This is a genomic window from Paracholeplasma brassicae, from assembly GCF_000967915.1.
GTDB classification, from domain to species: Bacteria; Bacillota_I; Bacilli_A; order Acholeplasmatales; family UBA5453; genus Paracholeplasma; species Paracholeplasma brassicae.
On sequence record NC_022549.1, the window covers coordinates 1686160 to 1711866 of the forward strand.

Annotated in this window: 29 protein-coding genes; 10 read left to right on the forward strand and 19 right to left on the reverse strand. The window is 32.4% G+C overall.

The window, feature by feature from the left end; genetic code table 11:
* Positions 1–130 precede the first annotated feature (130 nt).
* Positions 131–979, forward strand: coding sequence for a hypothetical protein (locus tag BN853_RS07785; RefSeq protein WP_030005398.1), 849 nt, complete (start codon positions 131–133; stop codon positions 977–979).
* A gap of 2 nt (positions 980–981) precedes the next feature.
* On the opposite strand, the gene BN853_RS07790 is transcribed toward BN853_RS07785, so the two are convergent.
* A complete protein-coding gene (locus BN853_RS07790; RefSeq protein ID WP_030005399.1) occupies positions 982–1905 on the reverse strand; it encodes a hypothetical protein in 924 nt (307 codons plus the stop codon).
* A 231-nt stretch (positions 1906–2136) separates the two neighbouring features.
* Between BN853_RS07790 and BN853_RS07795 the strand changes: the two genes are divergently transcribed.
* From BN853_RS07795 to BN853_RS07810, 4 genes are all read left to right on the forward strand, one after another.
* On the forward strand, positions 2137–2475 hold the full coding sequence (locus BN853_RS07795) for an ArsR/SmtB family transcription factor (RefSeq protein ID WP_030005400.1): 339 nt from the start codon (positions 2137–2139) through the stop codon (positions 2473–2475).
* Positions 2476–2478: 3 nt separating this feature from the next.
* A complete protein-coding gene (locus tag BN853_RS07800; protein ID WP_030005401.1) occupies positions 2479–4362 on the forward strand; it encodes a heavy metal translocating P-type ATPase in 1884 nt (627 codons plus the stop codon).
* A gap of 109 nt (positions 4363–4471) precedes the next feature.
* Complete coding sequence (locus tag BN853_RS07805; protein WP_030004029.1) at positions 4472–5191, forward strand: helix-turn-helix domain-containing protein; 720 nt, start codon at positions 4472–4474, stop codon at positions 5189–5191.
* A 35-nt stretch (positions 5192–5226) separates the two neighbouring features.
* Positions 5227–6054: an IS3 family transposase gene (locus BN853_RS07810; RefSeq protein WP_030004561.1), complete on the forward strand. Its 828-nt coding sequence runs from the start codon at positions 5227–5229 to the stop codon at positions 6052–6054.
* A 97-nt stretch (positions 6055–6151) separates the two neighbouring features.
* On the opposite strand, the gene BN853_RS07815 is transcribed toward BN853_RS07810, so the two are convergent.
* From BN853_RS07815 to BN853_RS07875, 13 genes are all read right to left on the reverse strand, one after another.
* Entirely contained in the window at positions 6152–6856 is a 705-nt protein-coding gene (locus BN853_RS07815; RefSeq protein ID WP_030005402.1) for a DNA alkylation repair protein, read from the reverse strand.
* 40 nt (positions 6857–6896) lie between these two features.
* Positions 6897–7613 (reverse strand): alpha/beta hydrolase, encoded by a 717-nt coding sequence (locus tag BN853_RS07820; RefSeq protein WP_030005403.1) that lies wholly within the window; start codon positions 7611–7613, stop codon positions 6897–6899.
* A gap of 154 nt (positions 7614–7767) precedes the next feature.
* Positions 7768–8193, reverse strand: coding sequence for a DDE-type integrase/transposase/recombinase (locus BN853_RS07825; protein ID WP_030005404.1), 426 nt, complete (start codon positions 8191–8193; stop codon positions 7768–7770).
* A gap of 267 nt (positions 8194–8460) precedes the next feature.
* Positions 8461–10806, reverse strand: coding sequence for an ABC transporter ATP-binding protein/permease (locus tag BN853_RS07830; RefSeq protein WP_030005405.1), 2346 nt, complete (start codon positions 10804–10806; stop codon positions 8461–8463).
* Between the two features lie 6 nt (positions 10807–10812).
* Positions 10813–11229: a hypothetical protein gene (locus tag BN853_RS07835; protein ID WP_157869954.1), complete on the reverse strand. Its 417-nt coding sequence runs from the start codon at positions 11227–11229 to the stop codon at positions 10813–10815.
* 78 nt (positions 11230–11307) lie between these two features.
* Positions 11308–12138: a hypothetical protein gene (locus BN853_RS07840; RefSeq protein ID WP_030005407.1), complete on the reverse strand. Its 831-nt coding sequence runs from the start codon at positions 12136–12138 to the stop codon at positions 11308–11310.
* A gap of 401 nt (positions 12139–12539) precedes the next feature.
* Positions 12540–14051, reverse strand: a complete 1512-nt coding sequence (locus BN853_RS07845) for an InlB B-repeat-containing protein (protein WP_030005408.1) — start codon at positions 14049–14051, stop codon at positions 12540–12542.
* Positions 14052–14084: 33 nt separating this feature from the next.
* The gene (locus tag BN853_RS07850) at positions 14085–14354 is read right to left on the reverse strand and encodes a hypothetical protein (protein WP_030005409.1); all 270 of its coding nucleotides are present in this window, start codon (positions 14352–14354) and stop codon (positions 14085–14087) included.
* Between the two features lie 250 nt (positions 14355–14604).
* Entirely contained in the window at positions 14605–14820 is a 216-nt protein-coding gene (locus BN853_RS07855) for a transposase domain-containing protein (RefSeq protein WP_030005410.1), read from the reverse strand.
* Positions 14821–14944: 124 nt separating this feature from the next.
* Positions 14945–15670, reverse strand: coding sequence for a cyclic nucleotide-binding domain-containing protein (locus tag BN853_RS07860; protein WP_084232973.1), 726 nt, complete (start codon positions 15668–15670; stop codon positions 14945–14947).
* A gap of 12 nt (positions 15671–15682) precedes the next feature.
* Positions 15683–15910, reverse strand: coding sequence for a heavy-metal-associated domain-containing protein (locus BN853_RS07865; protein WP_030005412.1), 228 nt, complete (start codon positions 15908–15910; stop codon positions 15683–15685).
* Positions 15911–15914: 4 nt separating this feature from the next.
* Entirely contained in the window at positions 15915–17768 is a 1854-nt protein-coding gene (locus BN853_RS07870) for a heavy metal translocating P-type ATPase (RefSeq protein WP_030005413.1), read from the reverse strand.
* Entirely contained in the window at positions 17768–18058 is a 291-nt protein-coding gene (locus BN853_RS07875; protein ID WP_030005414.1) for a hypothetical protein, read from the reverse strand. Before BN853_RS07875 ends, BN853_RS07870 begins: the two co-directional genes overlap by 1 nt.
* 354 nt (positions 18059–18412) lie before the next feature.
* On the opposite strand from BN853_RS07875, the gene BN853_RS07880 reads away from it, so the two are divergent.
* From BN853_RS07880 to BN853_RS07895, 4 genes are read left to right on the forward strand one after another with little or no spacing between them, the layout of a single operon-like run.
* Complete coding sequence (locus BN853_RS07880; RefSeq protein ID WP_030005415.1) at positions 18413–19159, forward strand: protease-associated domain-containing protein; 747 nt, start codon at positions 18413–18415, stop codon at positions 19157–19159.
* Between the two features lie 2 nt (positions 19160–19161).
* Complete coding sequence (locus BN853_RS07885; protein ID WP_030005416.1) at positions 19162–19722, forward strand: DUF2975 domain-containing protein; 561 nt, start codon at positions 19162–19164, stop codon at positions 19720–19722.
* Positions 19719–19946 carry a helix-turn-helix domain-containing protein gene (locus BN853_RS07890; protein ID WP_052591369.1) on the forward strand — a complete coding sequence of 76 codons (228 nt, stop codon included), beginning with the start codon at positions 19719–19721 and terminating at the stop codon, positions 19944–19946. The genes BN853_RS07885 and BN853_RS07890 overlap by 4 nt, the downstream gene beginning before the upstream one ends.
* The gene (locus BN853_RS07895) at positions 19933–20919 is read left to right on the forward strand and encodes a hypothetical protein (RefSeq protein ID WP_030005417.1); all 987 of its coding nucleotides are present in this window, start codon (positions 19933–19935) and stop codon (positions 20917–20919) included. Before BN853_RS07890 ends, BN853_RS07895 begins: the two co-directional genes overlap by 14 nt.
* A gap of 311 nt (positions 20920–21230) precedes the next feature.
* On the opposite strand, the gene BN853_RS07905 is transcribed toward BN853_RS07895, so the two are convergent.
* Positions 21231–21422: a transposase gene (locus BN853_RS07905; protein ID WP_052591374.1), complete on the reverse strand. Its 192-nt coding sequence runs from the start codon at positions 21420–21422 to the stop codon at positions 21231–21233.
* A gap of 36 nt (positions 21423–21458) precedes the next feature.
* Between BN853_RS07905 and BN853_RS07910 the strand changes: the two genes are divergently transcribed.
* The gene (locus tag BN853_RS07910; RefSeq protein ID WP_052591376.1) at positions 21459–21839 is read left to right on the forward strand and encodes a hypothetical protein; all 381 of its coding nucleotides are present in this window, start codon (positions 21459–21461) and stop codon (positions 21837–21839) included.
* Positions 21840–23068: 1229 nt separating this feature from the next.
* On the opposite strand, the gene BN853_RS07920 is transcribed toward BN853_RS07910, so the two are convergent.
* From BN853_RS07920 to BN853_RS07935, 4 genes are all read right to left on the reverse strand, one after another.
* Positions 23069–23596 (reverse strand): hypothetical protein, encoded by a 528-nt coding sequence (locus BN853_RS07920; protein WP_052591380.1) that lies wholly within the window; start codon positions 23594–23596, stop codon positions 23069–23071.
* Positions 23597–23909: 313 nt separating this feature from the next.
* Entirely contained in the window at positions 23910–24719 is an 810-nt protein-coding gene (locus BN853_RS07925; RefSeq protein ID WP_030005420.1) for an RHS repeat domain-containing protein, read from the reverse strand.
* Positions 24716–24991 carry a transposase gene (locus tag BN853_RS07930; protein ID WP_030005421.1) on the reverse strand — a complete coding sequence of 92 codons (276 nt, stop codon included), beginning with the start codon at positions 24989–24991 and terminating at the stop codon, positions 24716–24718. Before BN853_RS07930 ends, BN853_RS07925 begins: the two co-directional genes overlap by 4 nt.
* A gap of 208 nt (positions 24992–25199) precedes the next feature.
* Positions 25200–25700, reverse strand: coding sequence for a DUF6560 family protein (locus BN853_RS07935; RefSeq protein WP_052591382.1), 501 nt, complete (start codon positions 25698–25700; stop codon positions 25200–25202).
* Positions 25701–25707: the final 7 nt, after the last annotated feature.

Here is a 25707-nt window from a genome sequence, read left to right on the forward strand (position 1 = left end):
TCAATATAGCAAGCAGTCAATCCAAACAAAGGGATTGGCTGCTTTAATATTTTTCGATAATAAACCACTAGATTTATCCTTATAAAATGCTATAATGAAGGTCAAGGTCAAATATAAAGGGGGACTCTATATGAGAAAACAAAACACACTGATTATCATCATTTTCTTAGTTGTTGGTACACTTGTGCTTGCTAGTGCCATCACCATGCTGTTTTTTGGAGAAGCACTTGCAGCGCGTTTTGACGTCATCGGGATACGTGTAGCCACCTTATTTGTTGCCTTTTCATCTTTTTTATCCTCAATGATTTTTTCACTACTCATCCTAATGCATAATAAAACCGTCGTTAAGTACAACGACGATACCAATCGTCGCGCTGAACTCTTTCGAGAACAACAATTTGCGTCATCCAATTATTCAATCATTGAGTTTATGGACCGAATGCTCATCTACCCAGAATCAACTAGATACATTGACCGACTTGTTGTAAGAAAAAGCATGTTATTTCATATGATTGAACAAAGCATTAATGAACAAGACGTTCTAAAGAAACCTGAAGACTTTCTATTCTTTTCTTTAAAGATTCCTTATCGGATCACCGAAGGTAAAATCGTTTCAAGCATTACATTTGATCGATTGAAATTTGAACGAAATGGCAATACCTATGAATTTATTACACCAAAACCAGAACAAACAAGTCGTACGTTCTTACTTTATAATGAACACACCAAACGAAACAATGTCATTATCAATTTAATCGTCAAAAAAGACGCCGATTTCTTCAACAAGGCGTCTATCAACTTATTTTCAAAAATAAAAATAAGTATTAACATTACATCTATCTTAGGCGTACTTGTAAAAGGGGTCTCAGAACTCTACTTTACCAACCCAGAACAAATCGAAGGTGATGGTTCAAATACTTACAAAATCAACTCAGCAAACTTTACATTAACTGAAATGCCTTCAATCGTCAAATCCTAAGCTCATGCTTGGGATTTTTTTTCGTAACACGTCTTACAAACAAATGAAATACCATCAACTTTCACATCCGCAAAAGGATAGCCTTGCGAATAACCTTTTGACATACTCGCTGATCCTGGGTATAAGTACGCTTGCTGATTTAAACACACACGTTCAATGAGCACATCTTTAAATAACGCACCGCAAAGTGGATCAAATAAATCATCCTTGATAGGCACAAGAGAAACGCCAACCAAAAACCTACCTAAGAAACCTTGATGCATATCTTTTTCTATTAGCACTTCTTTTTCATAAATAATACCCGTATCTAAGACTTCAATCTTAAAATACCACCCAGAGACCTGCCTTTTTAGTGTGATTCTAAAACGATCATGCCCTTGATATGAATTTGGTTCTACCATCTGAAACGAGGAAAGAATGGTTGGCTCTATATAAAACTGTTTGGGTTTTATCCCACCCATATAATAGTAAAATGGTTGTACTACTACTCTATCCTTTTGCTTACTAATGGACAAACCCACATCGATTTGATCACGTGCTTGATGGTTAAATAGCACGTAAGCGTTGTAGTTTGTTTCATTTTTTGAACACTTAAATATCGCATCTTTTAAAGAAACGATGGCTTCTAGCTCATCATAACCCTCTTTAGAAAATAAGTAATTATAGGCCCCCGTATGATACTCTAACTCAGTTTCTTCAATTGAGTTCTCATAATACTTGATTGGGATACTTGTGTATCTCTTCTTCTTTGTATCTATGGTGAATAAAGCTTTACCATAATCAACAACCACCGACTCTTTACTAAAATCATAAAGCACGTTTTTATCTTTGTTATAGACTAAGGAGCCCTCATTGAGGGCTTCTTTGATGACTTGATTCAAGTTGTTATACGCCTTACCGGTCTTCTTATTACTAGTATAATACATGAGAATGCCCTACCTTTTGTCCTATTTTTATAAAACGGAATTTCTAATAGATATCAACGACTTGAATCGCCTATATCCTTTAGTCGAACTAATCATACCACAATTTATCCTATGAATTCAATTGACTGCCAATGCGATATAGTGATCATTTCTTTCTTACTGTCTTGATTTCCAACCATCGTTATGTTAATATATGCATATATGCTCATATAATAAAATAAGGAGAATAACATGACACACGACACTTGTAATCACAACAAACACCTAGAAGAAATTAAAACAAATCTCATTAACGAATCAGACACTCAAAAACTATCCAAATTATTTAAAGTCTTATCTGATGAAACCAGAATCAAAATACTTTACACAATCTCTAAACACGAGGTTTGTGTCAACGACATCGCTAATGTCTTAAACCTATCCCAAAGTGCGATTTCTCATCAATTAAAGACGTTAAAAGATGCAAATCTCATCAAATCCAGAAGAGAAAAACAAACCATCTACTACACACTAGTTGATGACCATGTGCATTTAATCTATAACCAAGCACTATCTCATATTAAGGAGTAACCCATGCACACACAGCATAATCATACACATCATCAACATAACCATAAAAAAGACTTCTTCTTGTTTATCCTAGGCACCATTTTCTACCTTGTTGGTTTGGTTAGTTCAAACCCACTCATAGCCAATATACTTTTTGTCTTCGCCATACTTCTATCAGGCCTGCACGTCATTAAAGAAGGGTTTGTTGAAACCCTCACTAATACGCTAAAAAATAGAAAATTCTCACCTAACATCCATCTATTGATGACCTTAAGTGCCCTAGGTGCAATCCTCATTGATTACTATGATGAGGCGGCACTGCTCATCTTGATCTTTGCAGGGGCGCACTTCTTAGAAGATTACGCCAAAAACAAAAGTAAGAACGACCTTGTTGGACTGATAAAACTAAACCCAACCAAAGCCAGAAGACTAATCAATCAAACCGATTACGAAACCATTGATGCGAGTCTCGTTAACGAAAACGACACACTTCTCGTATTAAAAGGCGATCAAGTACCAACCGATGGTATGCTCTTAAGCGAAGAAGCCATCCTGAACGAGCAAAACATTACCGGTGAATCCATGCCTGTTGAAAAAAAACTTGATGATACCCTCTACGCATCTACCATCAATCTAGGCAATGCCTTTAAACTACGATCCACTAAAAAGAATAATGAGAGTTTGTTTTATCAAATCGTTGAACTTGCGAAAACCGCACAAAACAATCACAGTAAGACAGCCTCACTCATCAAGCGAATTGAACCCATTTATGTGACAACTGTCTTAATATTAAGCCCACTGTTCTTCATCTTAATGAATCAACTATTAAACCATAACATCGAATCTAGTTTTTATAAAACCATGGTCTTTTTAATCGGTGCATCGCCTTGTGCGATTGCGATGATAGACATACCTGCAACGCTATCAAGTCTATCGAACTTAGCCAAACAAGGTGTTCTTGTCAAAGGCGGCATGCACTTAGATAACTTGTCTCGTATCGATACCGTGGTCTTTGATAAAACCGGTACACTATCCAATGGCAACATCGTCTTAAGTGACCTACAGATACTAGAAGAGCAACACAAGTCTTTTTATCTTGATATTTTATACTCACTTGAAAAGAAATCCACACACCCGATCGCACAGGCAATCATCAATCACTTAACAAACGCCAAAGACCTTGATTTAGACGTCACCATACGCCCTGGATTTGGCCTAGAAGCGACATACCAAAAACACATCTATCAAGTCTTAAAACCAAGCGCAGTTGAATCAATTGAAGAGACCCTCAAAAAACAGATAGCTACGCTTGAATCAGAAGGAAAAACCGTCTTTATTCTAAACAAAGATCATCAACCGGTCTTACTGGTTGGTTTGACGGACACCATTAGAGAAAATGCCTGTGAAACAATTCAATACTTTAAATCCAATGGCCTTAAAACCATTTTACTGACCGGTGACTCTTTATTGACAGCAAACGCAATTAAAGAAAAATTAAACCTTGATGAGTCTTACGCAAACGTCTTACCTCTAGAAAAAAGTGAACACATCGATCGATTAATCGAGCATGGTCATCGTGTTTTAATGATTGGCGATGGCATTAACGACACCGTCGCACTCAAAAAAGCGACAATAGGTATTGCAATGGGCAGTTCAACTGACGCACTACTTGAAGTCTCTGACGTTGTTTTAACTAAAAACGACTTATTAAAACTGACACACTTGCACAAAGTCTCAAAAAGACATCACAGAATTGTGCTACAAAACCTCTTATTTTCTTTTGGGATTGTCCTTTTTCTTACCTTTATTAATATTTTTAATTTCTCAGATATCGCCTTTACGGTCATTCTACATGAAGGATCGACGATACTGGTGATTCTAAATGGCCTTAGACTCCTCAAAAAATAAAAAATGCCAATACAAAACAGAAAAAACTCTGTGAGTGATATGATCCCCTTAAAGTAGACACTACAAATAATTAAAGTTTGTAGAAGTGTACAGAGAGGGGATTTTTCTTATGTCAAGAACACCAAGATTCAGTAAAGAAACAAAAATCAAAGCAATCAAAGCATATCAAACAGGAATCAAGTCAATGTTAGAAATCGCATGTGAATTAGGATGTGACGTATCCAGTGTTAAACAATGGGTCAGGAACTATGAATCGATGGGAAGTATGGCATTTGAGGATAAACCAAGAAACCAAAGTTATATGAAATCATTCAAATTAGAGGTGATTAAAGCTTACCACGATGGCAAAGGATCATACGCAGAACTGGCCAAACAATATCAAATAACATCAGACTCAATGATTAAGAGTTGGGTTTCCAAGTATAATAGACATAACGAGATCAAAGCGTATGATCCAAAGGGGTATGTTTATATGGCGAAATCAAGAAAAGTGAGTTATGAAGAAAAGTTAGATATAGTGAAATGGACGATTGAACATAACTTTGAATATAAACTCGCAGCGGAGAAGTTTGAGACAGCCTACTCACAAGTGTATAACTGGGTCAGAAAATACAACGTAGAAGGTGAAGCTGGTTTAAAGGACGAACGAGGCAAGAGAAAGCCTGTAGAGAATCTAAGTGAAATTGAGAAACTAAAACGTGAAGTTGAGCTTCTAAGACGGAAGAATGAACGTCTGGAGATGGAGGCTGAAGTCATAAAAAAATTCCAGGAGATCGAAAGGAGGGATATTTTAGCAAGATCCGCCAAGAAGCCAAATACAAAACGATAAAAGGGCTTCATGAGGCAAAAAACTATCCTATTTTGGTGTTATGTGAAATCCTTTTGATTGTTCGTAGCAGCTATTATAAGTGGTTAAAACATGAAGAAACAAATGAAGAAAAGATTAATCATGAGTTATCTCAATTGATTCTTGAATATCATGATGAGTTTAAAGGTATCTTAGGCTATAGACGGATGACTTTATGGATTAATAAGCGGAATCAAACGAACTATAATGTAAAACGCATCAGACGATTGATGAAGAAATTAGGTGTATCGTCGGTTATCCGTAGAGTGCGTAAGGGGTATATTAAAGTAAGACCAGAGATCACAGCAGAGAATGTCTTAAACAGACAATTTGAGGCTAATAATCCCAATGAGAAATGGTTAACAGACGTTACCGAGTTCAAGGTGATTGGATCGAATACTAAGTTATACTTAAGTGCCATCATCGATCTGTGTGATACCAGTATTATCAGTTACAAAATGGGTATATCGAATAATAACCAACTGGTAAATGAAACCTTCGAGAAAGCATTCCAACTTAATCCGGAAGCCAAACCGATGGTACACAGTGACCGCGGGTATCAATATACGAATAAAGTGTTTCAAAAGAAGCTCACTTCTAGAAGCATGACAGTCAGTATGTCTAGAGTTGGTAGGTGTATTGATAATGGACCGATGGAGAGTTTTTGGGGTACACTTAAATCAGAAATGTACTATTTAACCCAGTTTCACGACATCAATCAACTCAAAGTAGCGATTGATCAATACATCCAGTTTTATAATAAACAAAGGTACCAAGAAAAACTAAAAGGCTTAACTCCGATGGAATTTCGGAATCAAGCCTTAAAAATTGAATCAGTTATTTAATTATTTCCACTGTCTACTTGACAGGGGGCGGTTCAGAGTATTGGCTTTTTTGATCGCCTTAAAGGATAAAAGATAACAATAGACTTAAACAAAAATACTACCGTTTATAGGCTCTTAACATCTCTTTTTTATCAACACTTAAGCGTCTTGATTCCCGGCACTTTTGAATCGCTTTATTGACTATTTTTTTGTTTAATTGCGGATGCGTCTTTAAATAATCTAAGCTTCTTTCTTCATACAATATAATCGCTTCACTCAATAACCACCCAGACATCATAATGACGTAATACGCATTTTCTTCTTCTAGCCACAACATACGTTTTAATACCCTATCAAGTACCCCGTCTTCTTTTAGTAAGATAAACAAGATAAAGAGCCCCAAACGCCTAACAAACACACGTTTGTCATATAAACAATCATCCACCAAGCTCAAAAGATCTTTTGGTTCAATTAAGTGAAAATTTAGTAGGTCACAATGCGCCCAGTTTTCCATTAACTCTTTATAGACCTCTAAATACTTTTTTAATTCCTCGAAGTCCTTGATATAGGTCAGCAATTTGCCATAAATCGCAATCTCTTCGTAACTACCTTCAAGTCTTAGATCCAAAAATGACGTATAATTGCCTTTAGCAATCGCTCGAACAATCTCATCCATCGTTTTCGTTTTTAAAGCAAGTAGGGGCAACTGTGTTTGTAAGATACGCCTAGCCCATGCTTCTTTTTCTACGTTTTTGAAGTTATCTAAATATTGTCGAAACACCTCTACATCTTCATCTTTCCACACATCTTTAATTAAGTTCATCAAACATCACCTCAATTTTGTCTTCTTCCGTTGTTTAGCGTTATTGATTACCTATAAAATCAAGGATGGCTTTAACCACCAAATCCTGTTGAGTCTTCGTTGAAATTGACGCATCGCCATCTTTTTTTTGATTACCATACCATCCAAACTGAGCGTGATTCCCCCCGACAATTTCATAAAACTGAACCGATTGTCCTAAATAGTTTTTACTTTCTTCAACTTTTGTTTTATCAAGAACAAGATCAAATTCAGCCGTTATCATAAGTACTTGTTGACTAGATACATCTCTAATTGGATAACTTGCTAAAAAGACTATTTCGTTGATGTTTTTATGATTTGTAGCAACCAAACTCGCGACGGTCCCACCAAGGGAATGTCCAATCACCACATTTTCTTTCTCATTACTTAAAAACCTCTTTGAATAATTAGGCGTTAGAATCGCCAAATTAAAGAGGGGTTTGACTATGGTTACGTCATACCCAGATAAGGCTAATTTAACCGCAAGATACCGATAACTCTCAGGATTCACCTTCCCACCAGGAATAAAGACAATATTCTTGATTGGATCATCCACATAATAACTAATTTGATCAAAATCCTCTTTAACTGTAAGCAAACTAAGATCATATAGTTCTATTTCCTCATTCATTGATTTTTGCGCATCATAAGAATTGCTTGTATAAATGAATAGACCTAGCACCACAACAAGAAATAATGTTAACGTTAGAATAAGTATGTATTTAATAACTTTTTTCATTAATTTTTTACCTTCCTTATAAAGACAAAAATTAGAACCATTTCTAGTTCTAATTATACATCAACTTGTTTGCCTTTGAGCGTTTAAAATAATGCGTTGATACTAAGTCAATAAAACGGACATATTAAATTAAGAGTATGTTCATTTTTCTCAACTAATTAGCATTTCTCGAGTTCTCGTATTGCTTTTCATACTGATTAGGAGAAATATATCCTAATGTGCCATGTATCCTTATAGTATGGTAAAATGTTTCAATATATTCAAACACTAGCTGTTGAGTATGCTCTAAATCTTTTATCTTAAATATCTTTAACCATTCACGTTTGATAATGGCGTGAAATGATTCTATACATGCATTATCCCATGGGTCTGCTTTCTTTGAATAGCTTGGTCTCATGTTAGAATCCATTAAACTCAAATACTCTTTTGAAACATATTGTATCCCACGATCACTATGAATAATCAGTGGATTATCCAAATTCCGTCTTTCTTTTGCACGTTTAATACACCGGACTACTGAATCTACAGATAAACTATCTGATAGATCCCAAGCGATGATTTTACGGCTGAATAAATCCATCACACTTCAAATTTATTAAAAATATAAAATAGGGATAAGCCTATTTCTATATTTTTTCTTAGGTTAATGACATTGTTTGACACTTACACTTTTTTAGACTTTAAGATATCTCTTTCTCTTATCCTCTAAGAATGCCTTAAACCAAGTTCATGTTCATCACGCCAAGATTCTACTACGGACTTCCTCCAACCCCATATATTATCGATATTTTTAAAAATTTAATTTATCAACACAGATCAAGTGTTAAAAAATTTGTCACTAAAACTACTACTTTCGAATTGCTTCGATTGGTTTCATCATGTTTATTTTATAAAGTGGTATTACCGTTCCTATCATATTTAACAGCAAAATAGCTGATACGGTAACAAAAGCAATATAAGTTTTATAGTAGATGAATGTATAATCTTTACTATACTGCTCAACAAATCCATAATTAATTACCCAAATAGTAAGATAAGAAAAAATAATAGATAGAATAATAATAGGAATACATAAAATTAAATTTTCATAAATATACACCTTATAAATGTTTTTATTTCTTGCTCCTAAAGCTTTTAAAATACCAATTTCCTTTCTTCTTGCATAAATACTTTGAGAAATTAGAGATACGGTTAAAAGTAAAACAATAAACGTCAAAAGTATACATACCAACAGCATGATTAACTTAATGTTTTCAAGTGTTAACTCAAAATGTGCTTGGGGTGCTGAAATTGGAGTTTCAATTTCTACATTGTAATAGTCTACAGATGTTCTTAAAAACTGAGACAGATTATTTACTGTACTTGTACTTATAAGTAGTTGATGCATCGTAATGAAAGGTACAATTTCACTATATGCTTCTTCGTCAATTAAAAATAAAGATTGTGTGTCCGATTTGAAAATAACTCCTTTTATTGTTACTTCGAAAGAATCTATTTGAGAATATGTTTTATCTGTTACTTCTATGTTAATTTTCTTACCCACATGAATCAAAGGATTTTTTAAAATTATTTTTTCTATTTCCATATCTTTATCTGGATCATAAACCCATTGTTCATCAAGATAATAAGACTCAATATAAGACTCAGAAAATATTTTATTGTAATCGTTTAATGTGATATATATTTCTTTTTTGTTAAGTTTGTCTTCAAGAATAAAATCATTTTGACCGGCTATGAGATAATCAGACTTATCGAAGAATGCTTTAAATTTGGGCGTTTGATGATTAGATAATCTTCCATCATGATTAATATTTATAGTCAACTTGTCATTGAGCGAGTTAGAATAAATATTAGTTTCAGTTCCATAATAGGTGTCCTTCAAGTAAATCGTATTGTAAATATTATAGATGTAATTTGCTTCATCTTCATATAATGTGGGATTTGGAGCATATCTAAATGGACTTTTAAATATGCCTGCAACCACTAACTCAGTACTTGCAACCGGTATTTTCGACCCAATTAACGAGGAGAACGTCACATTACTATAATTGAGAGTTATTTCCTGATCCTCAATCAACGCTATTTCTCCCATGTCAAAAAACCTATATAATAAACTTTCTGATATATAGTAACTATTCTCAGTTATCTCTAAACTCTCAGGATACATTTCAAATCCGAAATCAATCATTTCTTGTTTCGAACCGACTTTAAAATCCTCAAGTATCTTAGTGGTCGTATTTTTTTGCTTAATGTTTTGGATGTCATGATAACTAACATTAGATAAGCTAAAGTAATCATAATCTCTTGTTTTAATTAGTTTCGTATGCGGATCTGCATGATGATAACTGAAAAAAGACATTGTTAGAGCAATAGAAGCATACGATATCATCATCAATAAAACTGTTACAATTAACTTTATTTTTTTAAAACTTAAGTTTTTAAGACCCATTTTAAAAGCAATACGATTTGAAAATCTTTTTGATTCTCCAGTTTCATACACTTCTTTTGAGTTAGGAGGGGTAATTGTCTTGATTTCATCGAATATGATTGACCCGTCTTCCAACTTGATTAATCTATCTCCATAGTTATTAGCTAATTCTTCGTTATGAGTAACGATAATAACTAATTTTTCCTTAGAAATCTCTTTTAATAGTTTTATTATTTCATTCCCTGTTTTTTTATCAAGGTTACCTGTTGGTTCGTCGGCTAACAATACTTTTGATTTTTTAATCAGTGCTCTAGCTATTGCAACTCTTTGAAGTTGCCCGCCACTTAATTCATTGGGATATCTTTTCTCATATCCTTTTAACATAACAGAAGATAGTGTTCGATCTATAAATTCATTTGTGATACTTAAGTCTTGGAAGTTTAATCCCATTGTTAAATTATCTCTAATATTTAGTTCTGGTATTATATTGTAGTCTTGAAAAACAAAACCAACATACTTGTTTCGATACTCGTCTAATTCTTTTTCTTTTTTTCCAATAACTTTGTCTAGAAAAATTAAATCACCACCTGTAGGTATATCTAAACCACCTATAATATTCATCAACGTGGTTTTTCCACTTCCACTTTCCCCTAGTATAAAGACTAATCCTTTATTAGGTAATGAACAACTAATATTACATAACGCTTTTATATTAGGTGCGTTTTTTGTACTATATTCTTTTGCTATATTTGATAATTCAATCATTTGATATTATCCCTCTCGACCAATCTCTCTCTTAGTTGTTGCAACATATTCGTATTGGTTATATGTTGTGCTACCAATTCCTAAAAATCCACCCTCTTTAAATGAATATAATTTCCCTTTATCAATACAGTTAACGCTAGAAGACGCAGGCATTGTATTATTACTTGTTGTTCCACCTGTTTTTCTACCAATAATATATCCAATCGCAGGTTTTAAGTATTTATCATTTGTTGCTTCAAGACTCGCAGAGTACTTTATTCTCATATTATCATATACAGTACAATTCGAAACTGTACCTGAAGCTTGCCACCCAACTATGCCTCCAATTGTGCTATTTTGATTTATAGTTGTATTACTTTTAGGAATATAATACACATTAATAACTCCGCTATATGAACTTGAAGTCACTGTTCCTCCATACATTATGCCTAAAATACCACCGGCATTTCCATAAGTATTAATATTAACGGTTCTATCTCTAATACGTCCTATTAAGTACAGTTAAGACTGCCATCGAACCGCTTGACACTGTGGGCATTTCGTCTCTTCTTTTGACAAAACTTCACCACAATACAAACAATACTCTTTCTTTTCATCAGTATTAGTCGATGGATTTGTTTTATTTGACTCCTCCATTACTCGATGTGAAAACATCAATTTGAAATAGTAAATAGAACACCCTATAATACCTATGATTGAAATACTACCAATAATTAGAGCGTATCTTGTTTGTTTGATTGCTGCTAAATAACTCCCATCATCTGTCAAACTAAATGTCTTGTAATCGGCATTTATGGAATCCGTAGATGGTAATAGCGGTAAACCTTCAACAACAATCCGAATCTCACCTGTGTTAAATATGCGATCGGCTTCTTCCTTAGTATAAATAGAATAGGTATACCCATCCTCGCGCCATAAGTCACGACCAAAAATCTCAAGGTTGTAGGTAATGTAATACTTACCACCTTCTCCCTTGATACGATCGGTGACAATCGCATTCATATACTGTTCTTCTTTTGCTGTATCAATCATGTTAAAGTAGTACATTTGATCACTCTTAATTAAGTTAATTTTATTATTTGATGTGAATAAAAGCACACCACACAAAACCAAAGCGAACACAAAAACCGATAACCAATTATACATTTTGGTCATTTGATAATACCTTAACGAACCAACCCTATAAGATCTACGAAATAAACGGTAACGTCTTGGCGGATAAAACACATTATGTCGATGAACATAAGCCGGTCTTGATTTTCTTGAACTAGCGCTCCTAGAGCCACGAGATCCGTGTCCTCCCCTTGAACCCCCTCTTGAACCTGATGGCATATTAATATCCTCCCATTTCATGAATTTTAGATTCATTTATTACATATGTCAATTATAACATATAACTAACTATACAGTAATTAATCATTAGTAACTATTTGAAATCATACCATTTAGCTATCTAGTAAGATCCACACATCTTTAATATAATTTATTATTATTTTCTCCTTCTGTTCATTTTCCCAAACTGACGTCATTAATACTCAAATCAGCAACATGATATTTAACCGTTTATTGCTCAAACAATAATAATTTTTTGTAAGCTTCAAATAACTTAAACGCATGTTTTTTCACAAAAATAAAATACCTCCTGGTATTAACAGTAATAATATATTTTTACATTATTTTCTGTGCCTACTTTGGAGGTATCATATCAGAATGGTGATTTTATCATATAAATATTATATTATGTAGATAATGTTATCAAGATTAACTTTTCCATTCAATACTTCTATCTTGATAATCACATTTGATTGATTAATATCAAATGTATATGTCTTGAAGTCAGTCGTTAGTAAGTCGATTGAATCTAGCAGTATAAACTCATCAGTTACGTTAATATATATGTTGATGATACTATCATACGAGAAGTAAACCTCTGATCCAAAAAGTCTAGCATCAAACGATAACATTCTAACATATGAAAAGGGATCAACGTTATACATATAACTAACCGGTGTACTAAAGTAATCATCCTTATCACCTCTAAATCTAGCCACAACCGATCCATTACTATCACTCATGTAGTTCATTTCTTTTTCTTGATGCATGACTAAGGTGTGTACTTCTTTTAATACAAATTGCATGCCGTTTAATTCATGAATAGTTTCTTCATTGTCAAAGTCGAATAACTCAGATTCAAAGTCAACACTTGTTGTTTTATGCTCAGTTTGTCCACTTAGATTAGTCTTAAATATGATGTCATCAACTGTTAAACGATGACCACTACTAATTTCAATTCTAAACGTAAAATCACCTGAAACATTTAAATTAGAAAGCATAAAAGTCTTTCCTTTATTTGCTTCATCGTCATCTAAGAAACTGAATGTTTCAATCAATGTATCATTAACAAATACTTTGATTCTAGCGTTGTTTGCTTTATCTGATCCACCACCTTGTGGATAAGTTGATTTTGGTGAAAATGGTAACCTTGCTTTAAACGATACTTCAGATATGCCATCAACACCATTGGTTAATTCTATAAATCCTAACCCTGCATCACCTAAGTCATTCCCAAAACCACCAATGGTGATCGCATTACCATTTGCTTTTAAACCAATATCGATTCTACCGTTTAATACATCATACGTAAAACCTTTAACTGAAATATAATCAAAATCTTCATATGAACTAAAATTACCACCACCGTCTTTGATGACTTGAAGTTCTTCAAAATCCTCTGTGTGATATGAATCTTCGATATTTTCCTCTATCTTTTCCCATATCGCTTTTAAGGTTAGCCCATTTAAAGGCATATGCGTTGGTAGTTCTTTATCCCATTTAACAAATCGATGTCCTAATTTTTCAGGTATACTGGTGATTGATAACTCGCTTAAATAAGGTTGTTTAACATCAGCCATTGAAGTTCCACCATCTGTATCAAACGAAACCGTATAATGATTTGTCTCCCATAATGCTTTTAGATTAATGTCATGATTAGGCATCACTTCAGGTAACGTTTGATCCCAACTTATAAATGTATGACCAACTTTAGATGGCTCATCGCTTAAATCGATGATGTCACCTTCTTTTAACTCAACCGGTTTAATTTCATCGCCGCCATCTGTATCAAATGAAATCAAATAAGTATCTAAATCCTTTTCAATGTCATTGTCTTTTTGACAAGCCACTAACCCAAGGCTCATCATAAAAACCAACAATACAAATAACAACTTTTTCATGCTAATATTCATCAGAAATACTCCTTTATCGATGTGATGAATATATTATAACATGTATATAATTAATTTTCGATGATAAATTACTTGATTAAAACGACTGTTCACAACAAGTGTTTTTAAAGTTTTTACATTAATCTGTTTTCCGCCACAACTACTCAAACAAGCCATTAGAGCATTTGTCCCTAATGGAAAAGCGCTTAAATCTTTATTGTTTATTACCATTGGGTATTTTTTATCTAATCTTTCTGTAAATATTGTAAACCCTAATTCAAATAGAAATGCAATTACTTCTTCTAAGTCATCACCTAAAGACATATGAAGTTGTCCGTGATTACTGCCTTTTGTTGAATACTGCTTAACTAAAATCTTAAGTCTCTATTCTATATTGGAACAATTTATGAGGCAATGCACACTATATTACAAAAAAACTGCAACTTTTCTCACATAGTTAATTATGTGTAAAAAGTTGCAGCCACTAATTTAAACTTTTAGTAAGCGTCAAATAACAGACGTAAAAAAAGACCTGATCGCTCAGATCTTAGCTGTTACTTAAACAAGGTGATGGTTAGTCAGTTCCGTTATTCATATGAAATTTAGTTATCATCTTTTCACTATAAGGCATTAACTCGTCTAGTTTTAGCTCATTTACTTTTGAATTAGTTAATAGCTCTAAGATGTAGGTGTAGTACTTATAAGGATTTAACTCATTCATCAAACAACTTTGTGTGATTGAATATAATAGCGCACTTGAATCTGCACCATTTGGTGTATTAGAAAACAACTAGTTCATTACCCACGTTATCTTTTAAATCATAGATAATTGATCTTTCATTGGCTGCCTTTTTGATTGCCTCATTAAGTGAATGATATATTATTTTTCTTCATTTATTTTGATATAATAAATTCTAAAACCTCATTATTTCATCCTTAAATTGTTCGATATTTACTATCTCAATTGTCTTGTGGTTCAATGTTATAATTAGTCCTAACGACTCTAGTTCTTTAAGTTTACGACTAAATGTTTCAGGTGTTAAACCAACTTGTTTTGCTAGATTTTGTTTGGTTGTTTTAAATGTAACAATCCCGTTTTTATGATTTTCTAACAATAAGTGAGCCACACGATAAATGGCTTTTTGAATATTAGTATTTTCGATTAGTTCTTCAGCTTTTACTAATCTCTTTGATAATTCAGTCATCATTTTAAACGATAACTCAGGTGAGGTAACCATCAGCTTCTTTAGTTCGTCTTTGTCGACTAAACATATCACTGCATCCTCAATCACTTCAGCAGTTGATGACATCAATTCCTCACTAAAAATAGCCATCTCACCAAAGAAATCACCTTTTTCAAGAATTCTAATGACTTGTTCTTTACCCTCATCATTGAACTTACTCACTTTAACTTTACCCCGATGAATGACATATAAGCTATTAAGGATATCACCAGAGGTATAGATGAAACTGCCTTTAGAACGCTTTTGATGGGTGGAAATCAAACAAACCGCATCTTGCTCATCCTTAGAAAGGTTCTTAAATATCGGTACATATAAAATACAGCTTTTTGGTTCTAAGTTCTTTTTGCATATCAATACCTCCAACTCTATTGTATGATAAAGGCTTCTTTTTGCCAAGGTTTTTAATCTTTATTTTAGGGTTGTTTTTAAAACATCATAACCGATATTTTCTATTGTTTTTTGAATTTCATTAGAATCCAACTTAGAATCATCAAATGATAATTTAACTCTACTCGAATTAAACATCACTTCGACTGAATCCTTGTCGATTCCTTCTAGACGCTTTAACCCTTTTTCAATTTTGAGTAAGCAAGAAGGGCAAGTTAATGTTTCTAATTGTAATGTCATTTGTTTCATATGTTTATTTCTCCTTTATATTTGTTTTTAATAGTCTCATCCCGTTTAAAATCACTACTAGAATGGATAGTTCATGAACTAACATGCCAATAGACATTGTCATCTGACTGTTATATAGCACTTGATAAAGTAAGACAATAACGACTAATAACGAAATGATAATGTTTTGCCACATATTTCTTAAAATCTTGCCAGCAAGCCTTTTTGCAGTTGCCAAATGGTAAAGATCATGATGCATTAAGACAACATCACTTGTCTCAATCGCAACATCGGTACCACCTTTGATTGAAATACCAATGGTTGCACTAGCTAGTGATGGTGCATCATTGATGCCATCACCAATGAAGGTTACTTTTCTACCTTCAAGTACTAATTTATCAATGAATGCCTTTTTATCTTTTGGTAACATCCCTCCAAATCCTTGTGTCATATTAAGACTATCTTTAATTTTATCTACTGCCCCTTGGTTATCACCAGATAAAATATAAGTATCTTTAACACCTAGTTGACGTAATCTCTTTAAATCATTATTGATATTATCTCTTAATTGATCTCCAATTGAGATAACCGATAAAACTTTCTCTTCTTCTGCTAAAATGACATATGATAATCCTTTATCTTCAAAGCGTTTAATGTCATTTAAAACTGAACTTAGTTCTACTTGATAATCATTCATTAATGCTTGATTACCAAGTAAAATGCGTTTGTCATTTATGTATCCCTTGATGCCCTGACCTTTAATAACATTTAAGTCTTTTACCTCAAAAGTACTTACATCACCTATGTAGTTAAGGATAGATTTTGCCAGTGGATGTGTTTGAGTTTCTTCCAACGATTTATAATAGTTTTTAATCTTATCCACATTTGAATCATAAGCTATCATCTCTACAACTTCAGGAAACCCTTTCGTGAGTGTTCCTGTCTTATCAAAGATGAACACATCACTTTTGGCTAAGTCACTGATGGTCTCACTGCCTTTAAATAAAATCCCGTGTTTCGCTCCAAAACCAATGCCTGCCACATTAGATACTGGAATACCGATCACTAAAGCACCAGGACAACCTAACACTAAAATAGTCACACCAAGTTCTATATCTTTTGTTAATAACCCCATCAACAACCCAAAAATTAATACCACTGGTGTATAAAAAGTGCTAAAACGATCAATGAATTGCCATGCTCTTGATTTTTTATCTTGAGCTTCAACAACCATTTCAATGATTTTACCAAAGGTTGTATCTTCTAAAACTGCAGTAGTTTTTATCACAATATGCCCGTCGTCTAATATACTTGATGCATAAACTTGATCTGATAATGTTTTTGATACAGGTATGGATTCACCAGTTAGTGAAGCTTCACTTAAATAACCACTGCCTTCAACAATCAAACCATCCACAGGGACTTTTTCTCCTGTTTTTACAACGACCAAATCACCAACTAGAACCTCCTCAATCGGAATTTTTACAGTCAAACCATCTTTTAACACTGCTGCTTCAAGCGGTGTTAAATCCGTTAACTCTTTGATTGCTTTTTTAGTATGATTTAGTGTTTTTTGTTCTAGAAAAGAACCAAATAGAAATAGAAATGTGACAATCGCACTTTCTTCATAGTTCTTAATAATAAATGCCCCAAGTACAGCAAGTACGACTAATACATCAATGCTAATGACTTTAATTTTTAATGCGCTGTATGCTTGAAATAAAATAGGTAATAAACCTACTATAGAAGCAATCAATAACAAAATCTCTGATATGTTTTTATTATGAGTTACATAATTATTTACAAATGCAAATACGATCAGTATCAATGAAACTAACATCAAATGGTTTTTATGTTTATAGATAATTTTTGTGTTCATTAGATTTCTTGATATCCTTGATCGATTGATTTTATATACTCATAAACCATTTGATATGTTTCACATACATCATTAGGTACTAAGTAGTCATGTGTTAATACCCTTAAACGGTGTAATGTTTCTTTAATCCTTAGATCATCGTTAGTTTCAAATCCTTCATATAGCTTTAAATACTGATCATAAACCTCATAAAACTCTTTATGCGATTCTCCGTGAACCTTTCTAACAATTTTGATGATTTCTAAAAAACGTTTGTTTTCTAATACTTCTTTTCTTAATACCGCATTCATATTATCCCTCCTAAGACACCATCATTTTATCAACTAATCCATATAAAAACCTTGATCCAAATCAAGAAAACATCAAGATCAAAAAAAGATGGAAAGTTCACAAAGGAACTATCCACCATTAGCGTTTATAAAGTTTTAACGCTTCTTTTCTCTCTATCGTTACTCTTCTTGTGTCAATAGCGTTTTGAAAATACATTAAAAAAGCGAATTGTCTTTTTAATTAATCAATTATAAATAGAATTAAAGATTTAAAAATCAATCGTTTAAAAGGTTTTATTTCAAATAATGATTGACAATAGATTCAGGGTGCTGTAAGATATAATTATCGAAAAACAATAATTTTAGGAGAGAAATATGAAAATTTTAATGTCTTATATGATCCTTTTAATGTCATTACTAGGGTATTGGTTATTTAAACCCACAGACTTAGAAGATTACTTTTTAATTGAAGCACCCAATAAGTATGAAACCTATGTGGATAGTTTAGGTTATGACGGTAAACTGCCTTACATAGCTTCTGATTTATTGAGTCACTATGAAACAGACTCTTATGTAACCTCCCTTAAAAACGTAGATTTCATTTGGGATAGTTCACTACCTTATACTTATTCTAGGGATTGGAGTCGTTATGAAAACATCGATTGGGATGGCAAGCCTACGTTTTCTTTAGAGGGGCATCTCTTTAAATCTAGAGAGAATACATACTATTTACTATTTACTTATAATTATAACCATACCGCGCTGGGTCATTTAGTACATCATTTTGAACTGAATGTCAGTGAGACACTTGGGTATGAGTATAAAACACATCTTGGACAACTAACTTATAGAAATAAACTGTATGGTAGTCGTATCATTTATGGTGAAAAAGAGACTTTCCCTACCCCAATCACAAATTCACCGCACAAATCCAATTTTGAAGGGGTTATCCTCTACGAGATTAATGAAATTCCAAACAATTTCTTACAACTTAGGTTTAACGTCTATGAACAACAAGATGTATTATCTACAGTCCGTTTAGGTTTTAATAGCTTTACGAACCGTAAAAAACCCTTTATCCCACAATCTTTAGAACTTACTTACTTTTTGGAGGACAATTAATTATGCAATATATGTTTATTTTACTCACATTACTCGCTATAGGCACCCTAAGTCTTTCTGTTTATATCATCTATCTAACAAAGAAAAACAATTTAACAGAAATTTTACGATTTTTCAGTAAGTTCTTAATCTTTGTTTTTTGTTTCTTTGTATTAATTTATGTAGTCTTATCACTTGTAGCCTTGTTTACTAAACCACTGAACGAGATTAGTTTGATTTTATTATTAGATATAAGTTTTAGAGGGTACTTCTTCTACTACATATTTAAAGATGCGCTATTTTTAATGAATCAGTTAAACCATGGGATTGTGTTTGAAGAAAAGAACGCAGAAGCGGTATTAAGAATGGGTAAGAACTTCATTTTGATTACTGCGATTCAAATCCTTACTGGATTAGGAATAAGCGTAGTTAGGTATATAGGTGGAACTTATTCAAAAGAATTTATTGTTACGATCGCATCAGAACCATTAATATTCATAGTTGTTGGATTTATCCTTTATATCCTGGCACTTATTTACCGTAAAGCAATCGAAATCTATGAGGAAAATAAACTTACTGTATGATTTATGTTACTTTGACAGAAATGTTAGAAAAGAAACAAATGACGTCTAAAATGTTATGTGAGATCATTGGGATAACTGAGGCTAACCTATCTATCTTAAGATCGGGTAAAGCCAAAGCGATAAGATTCACAACATTAAACGCTATTTGTCAAGCTTTAGAGTGTCATCCAGGAGACATTCTAAGATATACGGAAGGTGGTCAACCCGAAGATGACATGGTTTAGTATATTCTCAATCCTAACACCTATTGTGCTTATCACAGCAATTGTTTATTTTAAAAAGAAACGTAGGATGATTATTTCAATAGCAATTTTATGTCTCTCTTATTTAGCCTTTGAGTTTTATACTTGGACGGATGAACCTTATTATGGTTTCAACTATACACATCTAGTCCTCGATGATAAAACGAGTGATTTTACATTATCATTAATTGATGACGTATTGTATGAGTCTTCATTGAATGAACCATTAGACTATAAACTGCTCGATTGGGGTTCTAAGCGTCTTGATTACAAACCGATTTACTTAAAAACATTGAACGCTCAGTATGATTTGGTTATTTTCTCTAGAAATAAAAACAAACAGGTGCCTTATGGTTACTACACACATGACGACTATGAATTCAATAGTGATACACAGTCGAAAATTGTGATTGTAGAAAAAAAGACTGGTAAATTATTGGAATTTCATTCCTATGATTTAATAGGGTATACCCTAGATTTAAACAATATACTAGTCCAGGATAAAACGGTTGCACTCCCTGTATTCAAGCCGTTTACCAATGAGGTTTCATATTACTTTGCACTTTACATTGAAGATTCTGATAATTTTACATCGATTACAGAAACTTACCTATTCTTTAATATGCGTAGCAAGCTTAAATATTATGCTTTTGGTCATGAATTTTATTTAGGTGTATTTGAAGATGGCACTATTAACTATCAATCCTTCAAGTCTGAACGAATTATTGAATATATCAAAGGAGAACCAAAAATCGTCTCTAGTAGTTATGGTGGTCGCACGTTAAATGCTTTAGATGATGAACTATACGTTCAACAAGGTTACTTCACTGTCGTAAATCGATTATTATATATTGTGAAAAACGATTTAAAGATTTATAGAATGAATGGAAACGATTTAACTTATGTCGCTGATGTCATCGATTTGAAATCGTGGCAAACCCAAATCCCTCATTAATTAGAGTGGAGGTCTTTTAATAAAAACCCTGCTATTTAGCTCTCTTAATCCTGAGCTATTTGCAGGGTTATTTTCTTATTTGGATAAAACTCTAAAAAAAGATTTATATAGCCATCTAAACGTTCTTCATTAGGTTTGAAGAACTCAAACGTAATGCCATTACATTTATCATAGTTAACACCATCAATGCTATAGCTTTTTCTAAACCTACAAATAGGTCCTTTACAATAAGTACATTTAGCACTGTCAGTGATAAATGTACTTTAATAAATGAAGGTGTATTTCTAATCAATAATTCATGTTTTGTCACGTCATTCAAATAGAATCTTACTACTACCCCTGTGATTAATATCACCATCATTTTTATATTCAGCTGACCATTTATAATATGTCGGTTTTGATATATTAAGGTTTCTACACACTGCCGCGACACTTAATTCAGGATGTGTTTGTTGGTACTTGATTGCGTCTAGTTTAAACTGTTTATCATACTGTTTTGCCATTGATAAGCTCACTTCCTTTTCATGAATTATTTTAACATGAACACTCTATGTTTAACTTATCCGTTATTTATACTAGCATCACAATGCCAAAACATTTTTACTACAATCAAAATAAAGATCTCTGATCAAGAGAAAAAACTACGCTTAGAAGATTATCGCTATGCTCTTGAAAACGACTATTGCTTTGGACCGCCTGTTGATATCGATGATATTATGAACAAAGATATTTTTGATGAATTTGTCCATTTTAAATGTCTTAAATGTGGCTTCGAATATGATGAGGAATATGATATCCTACTAGAAATGTGGGATGAATCCATCTCTGATTATCCTGTGATTTACTGTGATCATTGTGGTAAAGAATCTTCTGTACCACTTGATGCTTACTATAAACAAACCTTAATGGTTTTTAAATAATTATTTTAACTCATATCTTGCTTACCCACATGACTGTGGGATTTTTGTCTATTTAGATTTTTAGATTTGAAAATAGAATTTCCTATTAAGCAAAAAAAGGAATTCGATCATCTCGAACGCCTATTACTTCTAGGCTTACTTTTAGCCAGTACTCAACGATAAATACACTCTATCATAATTGTCAAATATTGTCCATGAGCCCAACGCACGATATAGCCCAATGAGGCCCTCAAAAGTGTAAGGTGTTTTATTCTCATATAATCAAGCATCATTTCTTTTCGTTACTTATACAGAAATTCACAATGATTATAGAAGGTATAAAAAATTATTCTAAATAATGCATAAATAAGTATTTTTAGATTAGTTCACCAAACTATTCTACTTTTAGAATTCCAAAAAAGATAGTAATTGATAGAAGTGCTATTAGCGGGAAACTAGATGCGAATAAAGAGAAATAACTATAGGTTATTTGAAACTGAAGTATCCATATGAGTATAAATGCCAATGCAACAGTAAAATAGAGATTTTAACCCAAGATTTCATGTGCTTTAAGTTTAATAAATTAATAGTAAGTATGCCAATTGTTAATATCCTACTCAAAATCACTAGATGCCTAATAAAATCATCACTATAAAAATTCAATAAACCATACGTGATAATTATGATTCCGCAGATTAAAGGATACCATTGTCTATAATGTCTTTTAGCTAATAGCCTCATACCTCACTCCTTAGTCTAGCCAATTAAATGGCCAATTATTAATATAATTTAGTTTACATAGGCTTTCTTTAATTTCAACATATCTTTTAAACGCTCACAAAAAAACTGCAACTTTTTACACATAAATAACTATGTGAGAAAAGTTGCAGCCACTAATTTAAACTTTTATAACTTAAAATGTACCTTAAAAAAATAATAACTACTCTGCAGCCCTCAACTCATTTACTAGAATTCCTAAAATAATTATATATATAGATATTTGGTAACGCTAATGTAAACCACCATATTAAAAGATATATAAATATTGGTACATCATATTCTATAAGTATAATAGAAACGATTGAAGTTGACATAAAAGTCATAAAAAAGATACCTTGTTTTATACTACTTTCTTGGTTATGCACTTGAAAGTTTCTCTTTTTAATGAACAATACATATACTAAAATAACAAAAAGTAGTATAGGTAGTCCTATTTGAATGTATATCATATACATCACTCCTCTCATAGATTATAGTAAAGACTTCTTTAATTCTTGTTGAGCATTTTTGTCAATGAGATTTTCCAATAGAATATTTAATATTCTTTCTTTGGCCTTTGTGTCTATAACCGATAAATCTACAAAGAATACAAATCTAACTGATTTGCTGTTCGAAAAGAAGATGCCATTTAAATCACTTCTATATGTAATATGCTTGATTGAGTTTAATAAGGATGACTTTTTTGAATTATCTTTCCCAATATATGCTATTTGATCTTCATCTATAACAACACCATACTTTATTATATTCTTATTTCTATATAGTTTTTCTGTTTGTCTTTTTAAAGCATAAATTTGAAGTTCTTCACCCTTCAAAATCATAGATACTAGAAAGAGTAAGAGAATACAATTTGTTAGTAAATATAAAATATTTAGTTTGGGAACGATAGAGAATATTAAACCGATAAGAACCAATATAGTTAGAATTGAAAATACTTTATAGGCTGTCTTTTTTCTAAATGAATATGCATATATTACATTTTCTCTGGCTAAATTCAAAGCCTTTTACTTGTCAATCTCATAATTATACTCCATTTTAATCCTCCTATAAGTTTAAGAATTTTATATATGATGCTAATGCAGGAACAGCAACTTTTAATAATAACGGTGCTAAGTAGGGAGCAAAGTATATTACTGCAGCAACAACTAATATTGCAACTCCAACAGTAACATATCCTCCAATAACTCCCCAATCAACACTTTTTATTTTTTCTTTTGCATACTCATATCCTTCTATGGCAACTGTTGCTAGTGCTAATGGAATTGGTCTAATACCAAAAGTTGTTGTGTTTGTTGTATTGCCTATCTGTGTTTAATGGCCGAATGATAAGAACAACTCTGTATCTTTACTAAATCCACCAGAAATATTAAACGTACTATTGATACCTACAAGATTGAGCAATGATGGTATCTTGATTGAACCAACTCCATCGCTCCATTTAGCATCCCATAGTTTATCAATTTCACCAGTTCTGAATTGGTTTTCTATAAAACCAAACCCATAGTCAAATTTGATGTCTACCTTTTCTAGAAAATAGTCGACTACTTTGTTTACTACTTTTTTAGCATAATCTTTGACTTTGCCCCAAAGCTTTTTAAAGTTAAACTTGCCACTTGTATCAAATCCGTGAACTGGATTGTTAGCGCAATATGCAAACAGATTAATACCGTCAACGTTTCCTGGTTCTAAATACAATGTATGATCCATATTAATAAATCTTGATAATAATGGACTGTAATATCTGCTTTCTAGACAGTACCACTCAGTTTCTACATCATAATAATATCCCTTGTATCTAAATGGGTTAATATTACCAATAAATGATGAACGTGTGTTTTCTGCATTTGATGAATCATATACCTTATGATTACCCCATGCATCATATTTATATGTTACCACAATCTTACCATTAACATCAATAATATTTCTAATAATTCCGAGTAAATCTCTTACATAAAAATACTTGTTTGACTGATGTTCAAATCCAACTAGTTGGTTTTGCTCATTGTAGATGAAGTGCATGGTTTGACCATTCTTTTCTTCTGCAATGATATTAGTGCCTTGTAGATAATACTTAGTTTCAACACCATTGATGTTTTTGATGTATTTTAGATCAATCATGATTTAAGTGCTTGTAGGAACTGAGGTAAATCACTAAGCTCAACACGAACTAAATGCCCACTTAGTTTAAATGAAATCTCTCTTGTTTTAATCAGTTCCGTCACGTTGATGAGTGGGGATTTGTTTGATGAATCTTCCTTCGTCGTTTTAAGCCACTTATGAATCACCGAAACAGAAACACCATGTTTGATTGAAATTGATTTAACGCTTAATCCACTTAGTCGTTCTTTTATGATCTTATTTTTGAATGTTTGATCGTATGCTTTTGCCATATCATTTACCACCTTATCTTTTTATAGATATTGTAGTATTTGTCAAACATCATTGGAAGAACGGGTTATTTTAAACGCTCACAAAAAACAAAAATAAATCTTATATTTTAATATCAATAATTCAGCTTCACAGGATTAAATAAAAAATCAAAGGCTATCACAATGATGATTCACCCTTGATTAGTTTATGAAATGTAAAATTTAAATCTTATTCATTTTGATACTTTTCCATGTAAGGTTCAATTCGGTTTGATAATTCATACCAGTTTTCTGATAATGCCGAAATTTTAAGAATACATTTTTTATCAACATAAATATCAATTCTAGCAGGCGTTACTACACATTTGCATTCAGTGTATTCATATTGAATCGATTTACCAAACATACTTCTATAGATAAATTCATGATCGCCAATTCTGATTTCCCAAACAATGTAGTACCAAATAAATGTAATACCAAATAAAGTCATAAGTATAGATAATACAAAAAACATCACTAATATTTCAACCCCACCTGTAGTTGGTAGAAACGGCATTGATATACCCAAAATTACGAATATAATAGAGACAAAAATTCCTCCTCTAAGAATCATAAGAGGTTGCTTAATAATATTGCTATTAGATTTGGGCTTAGCTTTATAACCATATCTCATAAGTCCTAAAATAAATATCGTTAATGCAATAAAGATGTACCTTGATACATTGTCCATTTGTTAC

What these genes read in the sequence shown, in the direction of transcription:
- BN853_RS07785 (WP_030005398.1), top strand. Translation starts at nt 131, where the DNA reads ATGAGAAAACAAAACACACTGATTATCATCATTTTCTTAGTTGTTGGT.
- BN853_RS07790 (WP_030005399.1), bottom strand. Translation starts at nt 1,905, where the DNA reads ATGTATTATACTAGTAATAAGAAGACCGGTAAGGCGTATAACAACTTG.
- BN853_RS07795 (WP_030005400.1), top strand. Translation starts at nt 2,137, where the DNA reads ATGACACACGACACTTGTAATCACAACAAACACCTAGAAGAAATTAAA.
- BN853_RS07800 (WP_030005401.1), top strand. Translation starts at nt 2,479, where the DNA reads ATGCACACACAGCATAATCATACACATCATCAACATAACCATAAAAAA.
- BN853_RS07805 (WP_030004029.1), top strand. Translation starts at nt 4,472, where the DNA reads ATGTCAAGAACACCAAGATTCAGTAAAGAAACAAAAATCAAAGCAATC.
- BN853_RS07815 (WP_030005402.1), bottom strand. Translation starts at nt 6,856, where the DNA reads ATGAACTTAATTAAAGATGTGTGGAAAGATGAAGATGTAGAGGTGTTT.
- BN853_RS07820 (WP_030005403.1), bottom strand. Translation starts at nt 7,613, where the DNA reads ATGAAAAAAGTTATTAAATACATACTTATTCTAACGTTAACATTATTT.
- BN853_RS07825 (WP_030005404.1), bottom strand. Translation starts at nt 8,193, where the DNA reads ATGGATTTATTCAGCCGTAAAATCATCGCTTGGGATCTATCAGATAGT.
- BN853_RS07830 (WP_030005405.1), bottom strand. Translation starts at nt 10,806, where the DNA reads ATGATTGAATTATCAAATATAGCAAAAGAATATAGTACAAAAAACGCA.
- BN853_RS07835 (WP_157869954.1), bottom strand. Translation starts at nt 11,229, where the DNA reads ATGTATGGAGGAACAGTGACTTCAAGTTCATATAGCGGAGTTATTAAT.
- BN853_RS07840 (WP_030005407.1), bottom strand. Translation starts at nt 12,138, where the DNA reads ATGCCATCAGGTTCAAGAGGGGGTTCAAGGGGAGGACACGGATCTCGT.
- BN853_RS07845 (WP_030005408.1), bottom strand. Translation starts at nt 14,051, where the DNA reads ATGAATATTAGCATGAAAAAGTTGTTATTTGTATTGTTGGTTTTTATG.
- BN853_RS07850 (WP_030005409.1), bottom strand. Translation starts at nt 14,354, where the DNA reads ATGTCTTTAGGTGATGACTTAGAAGAAGTAATTGCATTTCTATTTGAA.
- BN853_RS07865 (WP_030005412.1), bottom strand. Translation starts at nt 15,910, where the DNA reads ATGAAACAAATGACATTACAATTAGAAACATTAACTTGCCCTTCTTGC.
- BN853_RS07870 (WP_030005413.1), bottom strand. Translation starts at nt 17,768, where the DNA reads ATGAACACAAAAATTATCTATAAACATAAAAACCATTTGATGTTAGTT.
- BN853_RS07875 (WP_030005414.1), bottom strand. Translation starts at nt 18,058, where the DNA reads ATGAATGCGGTATTAAGAAAAGAAGTATTAGAAAACAAACGTTTTTTA.
- BN853_RS07880 (WP_030005415.1), top strand. Translation starts at nt 18,413, where the DNA reads ATGAAAATTTTAATGTCTTATATGATCCTTTTAATGTCATTACTAGGG.
- BN853_RS07885 (WP_030005416.1), top strand. Translation starts at nt 19,162, where the DNA reads ATGCAATATATGTTTATTTTACTCACATTACTCGCTATAGGCACCCTA.
- BN853_RS07890 (WP_052591369.1), top strand. Translation starts at nt 19,719, where the DNA reads ATGATTTATGTTACTTTGACAGAAATGTTAGAAAAGAAACAAATGACG.
- BN853_RS07895 (WP_030005417.1), top strand. Translation starts at nt 19,933, where the DNA reads ATGACATGGTTTAGTATATTCTCAATCCTAACACCTATTGTGCTTATC.
- BN853_RS07905 (WP_052591374.1), bottom strand. Translation starts at nt 21,422, where the DNA reads ATGGCAAAACAGTATGATAAACAGTTTAAACTAGACGCAATCAAGTAC.
- BN853_RS07910 (WP_052591376.1), top strand. Translation starts at nt 21,459, where the DNA reads ATGAACACTCTATGTTTAACTTATCCGTTATTTATACTAGCATCACAA.
- BN853_RS07925 (WP_030005420.1), bottom strand. Translation starts at nt 24,719, where the DNA reads ATGATTGATCTAAAATACATCAAAAACATCAATGGTGTTGAAACTAAG.
- BN853_RS07930 (WP_030005421.1), bottom strand. Translation starts at nt 24,991, where the DNA reads ATGGCAAAAGCATACGATCAAACATTCAAAAATAAGATCATAAAAGAA.
- BN853_RS07935 (WP_052591382.1), bottom strand. Translation starts at nt 25,700, where the DNA reads ATGGACAATGTATCAAGGTACATCTTTATTGCATTAACGATATTTATT.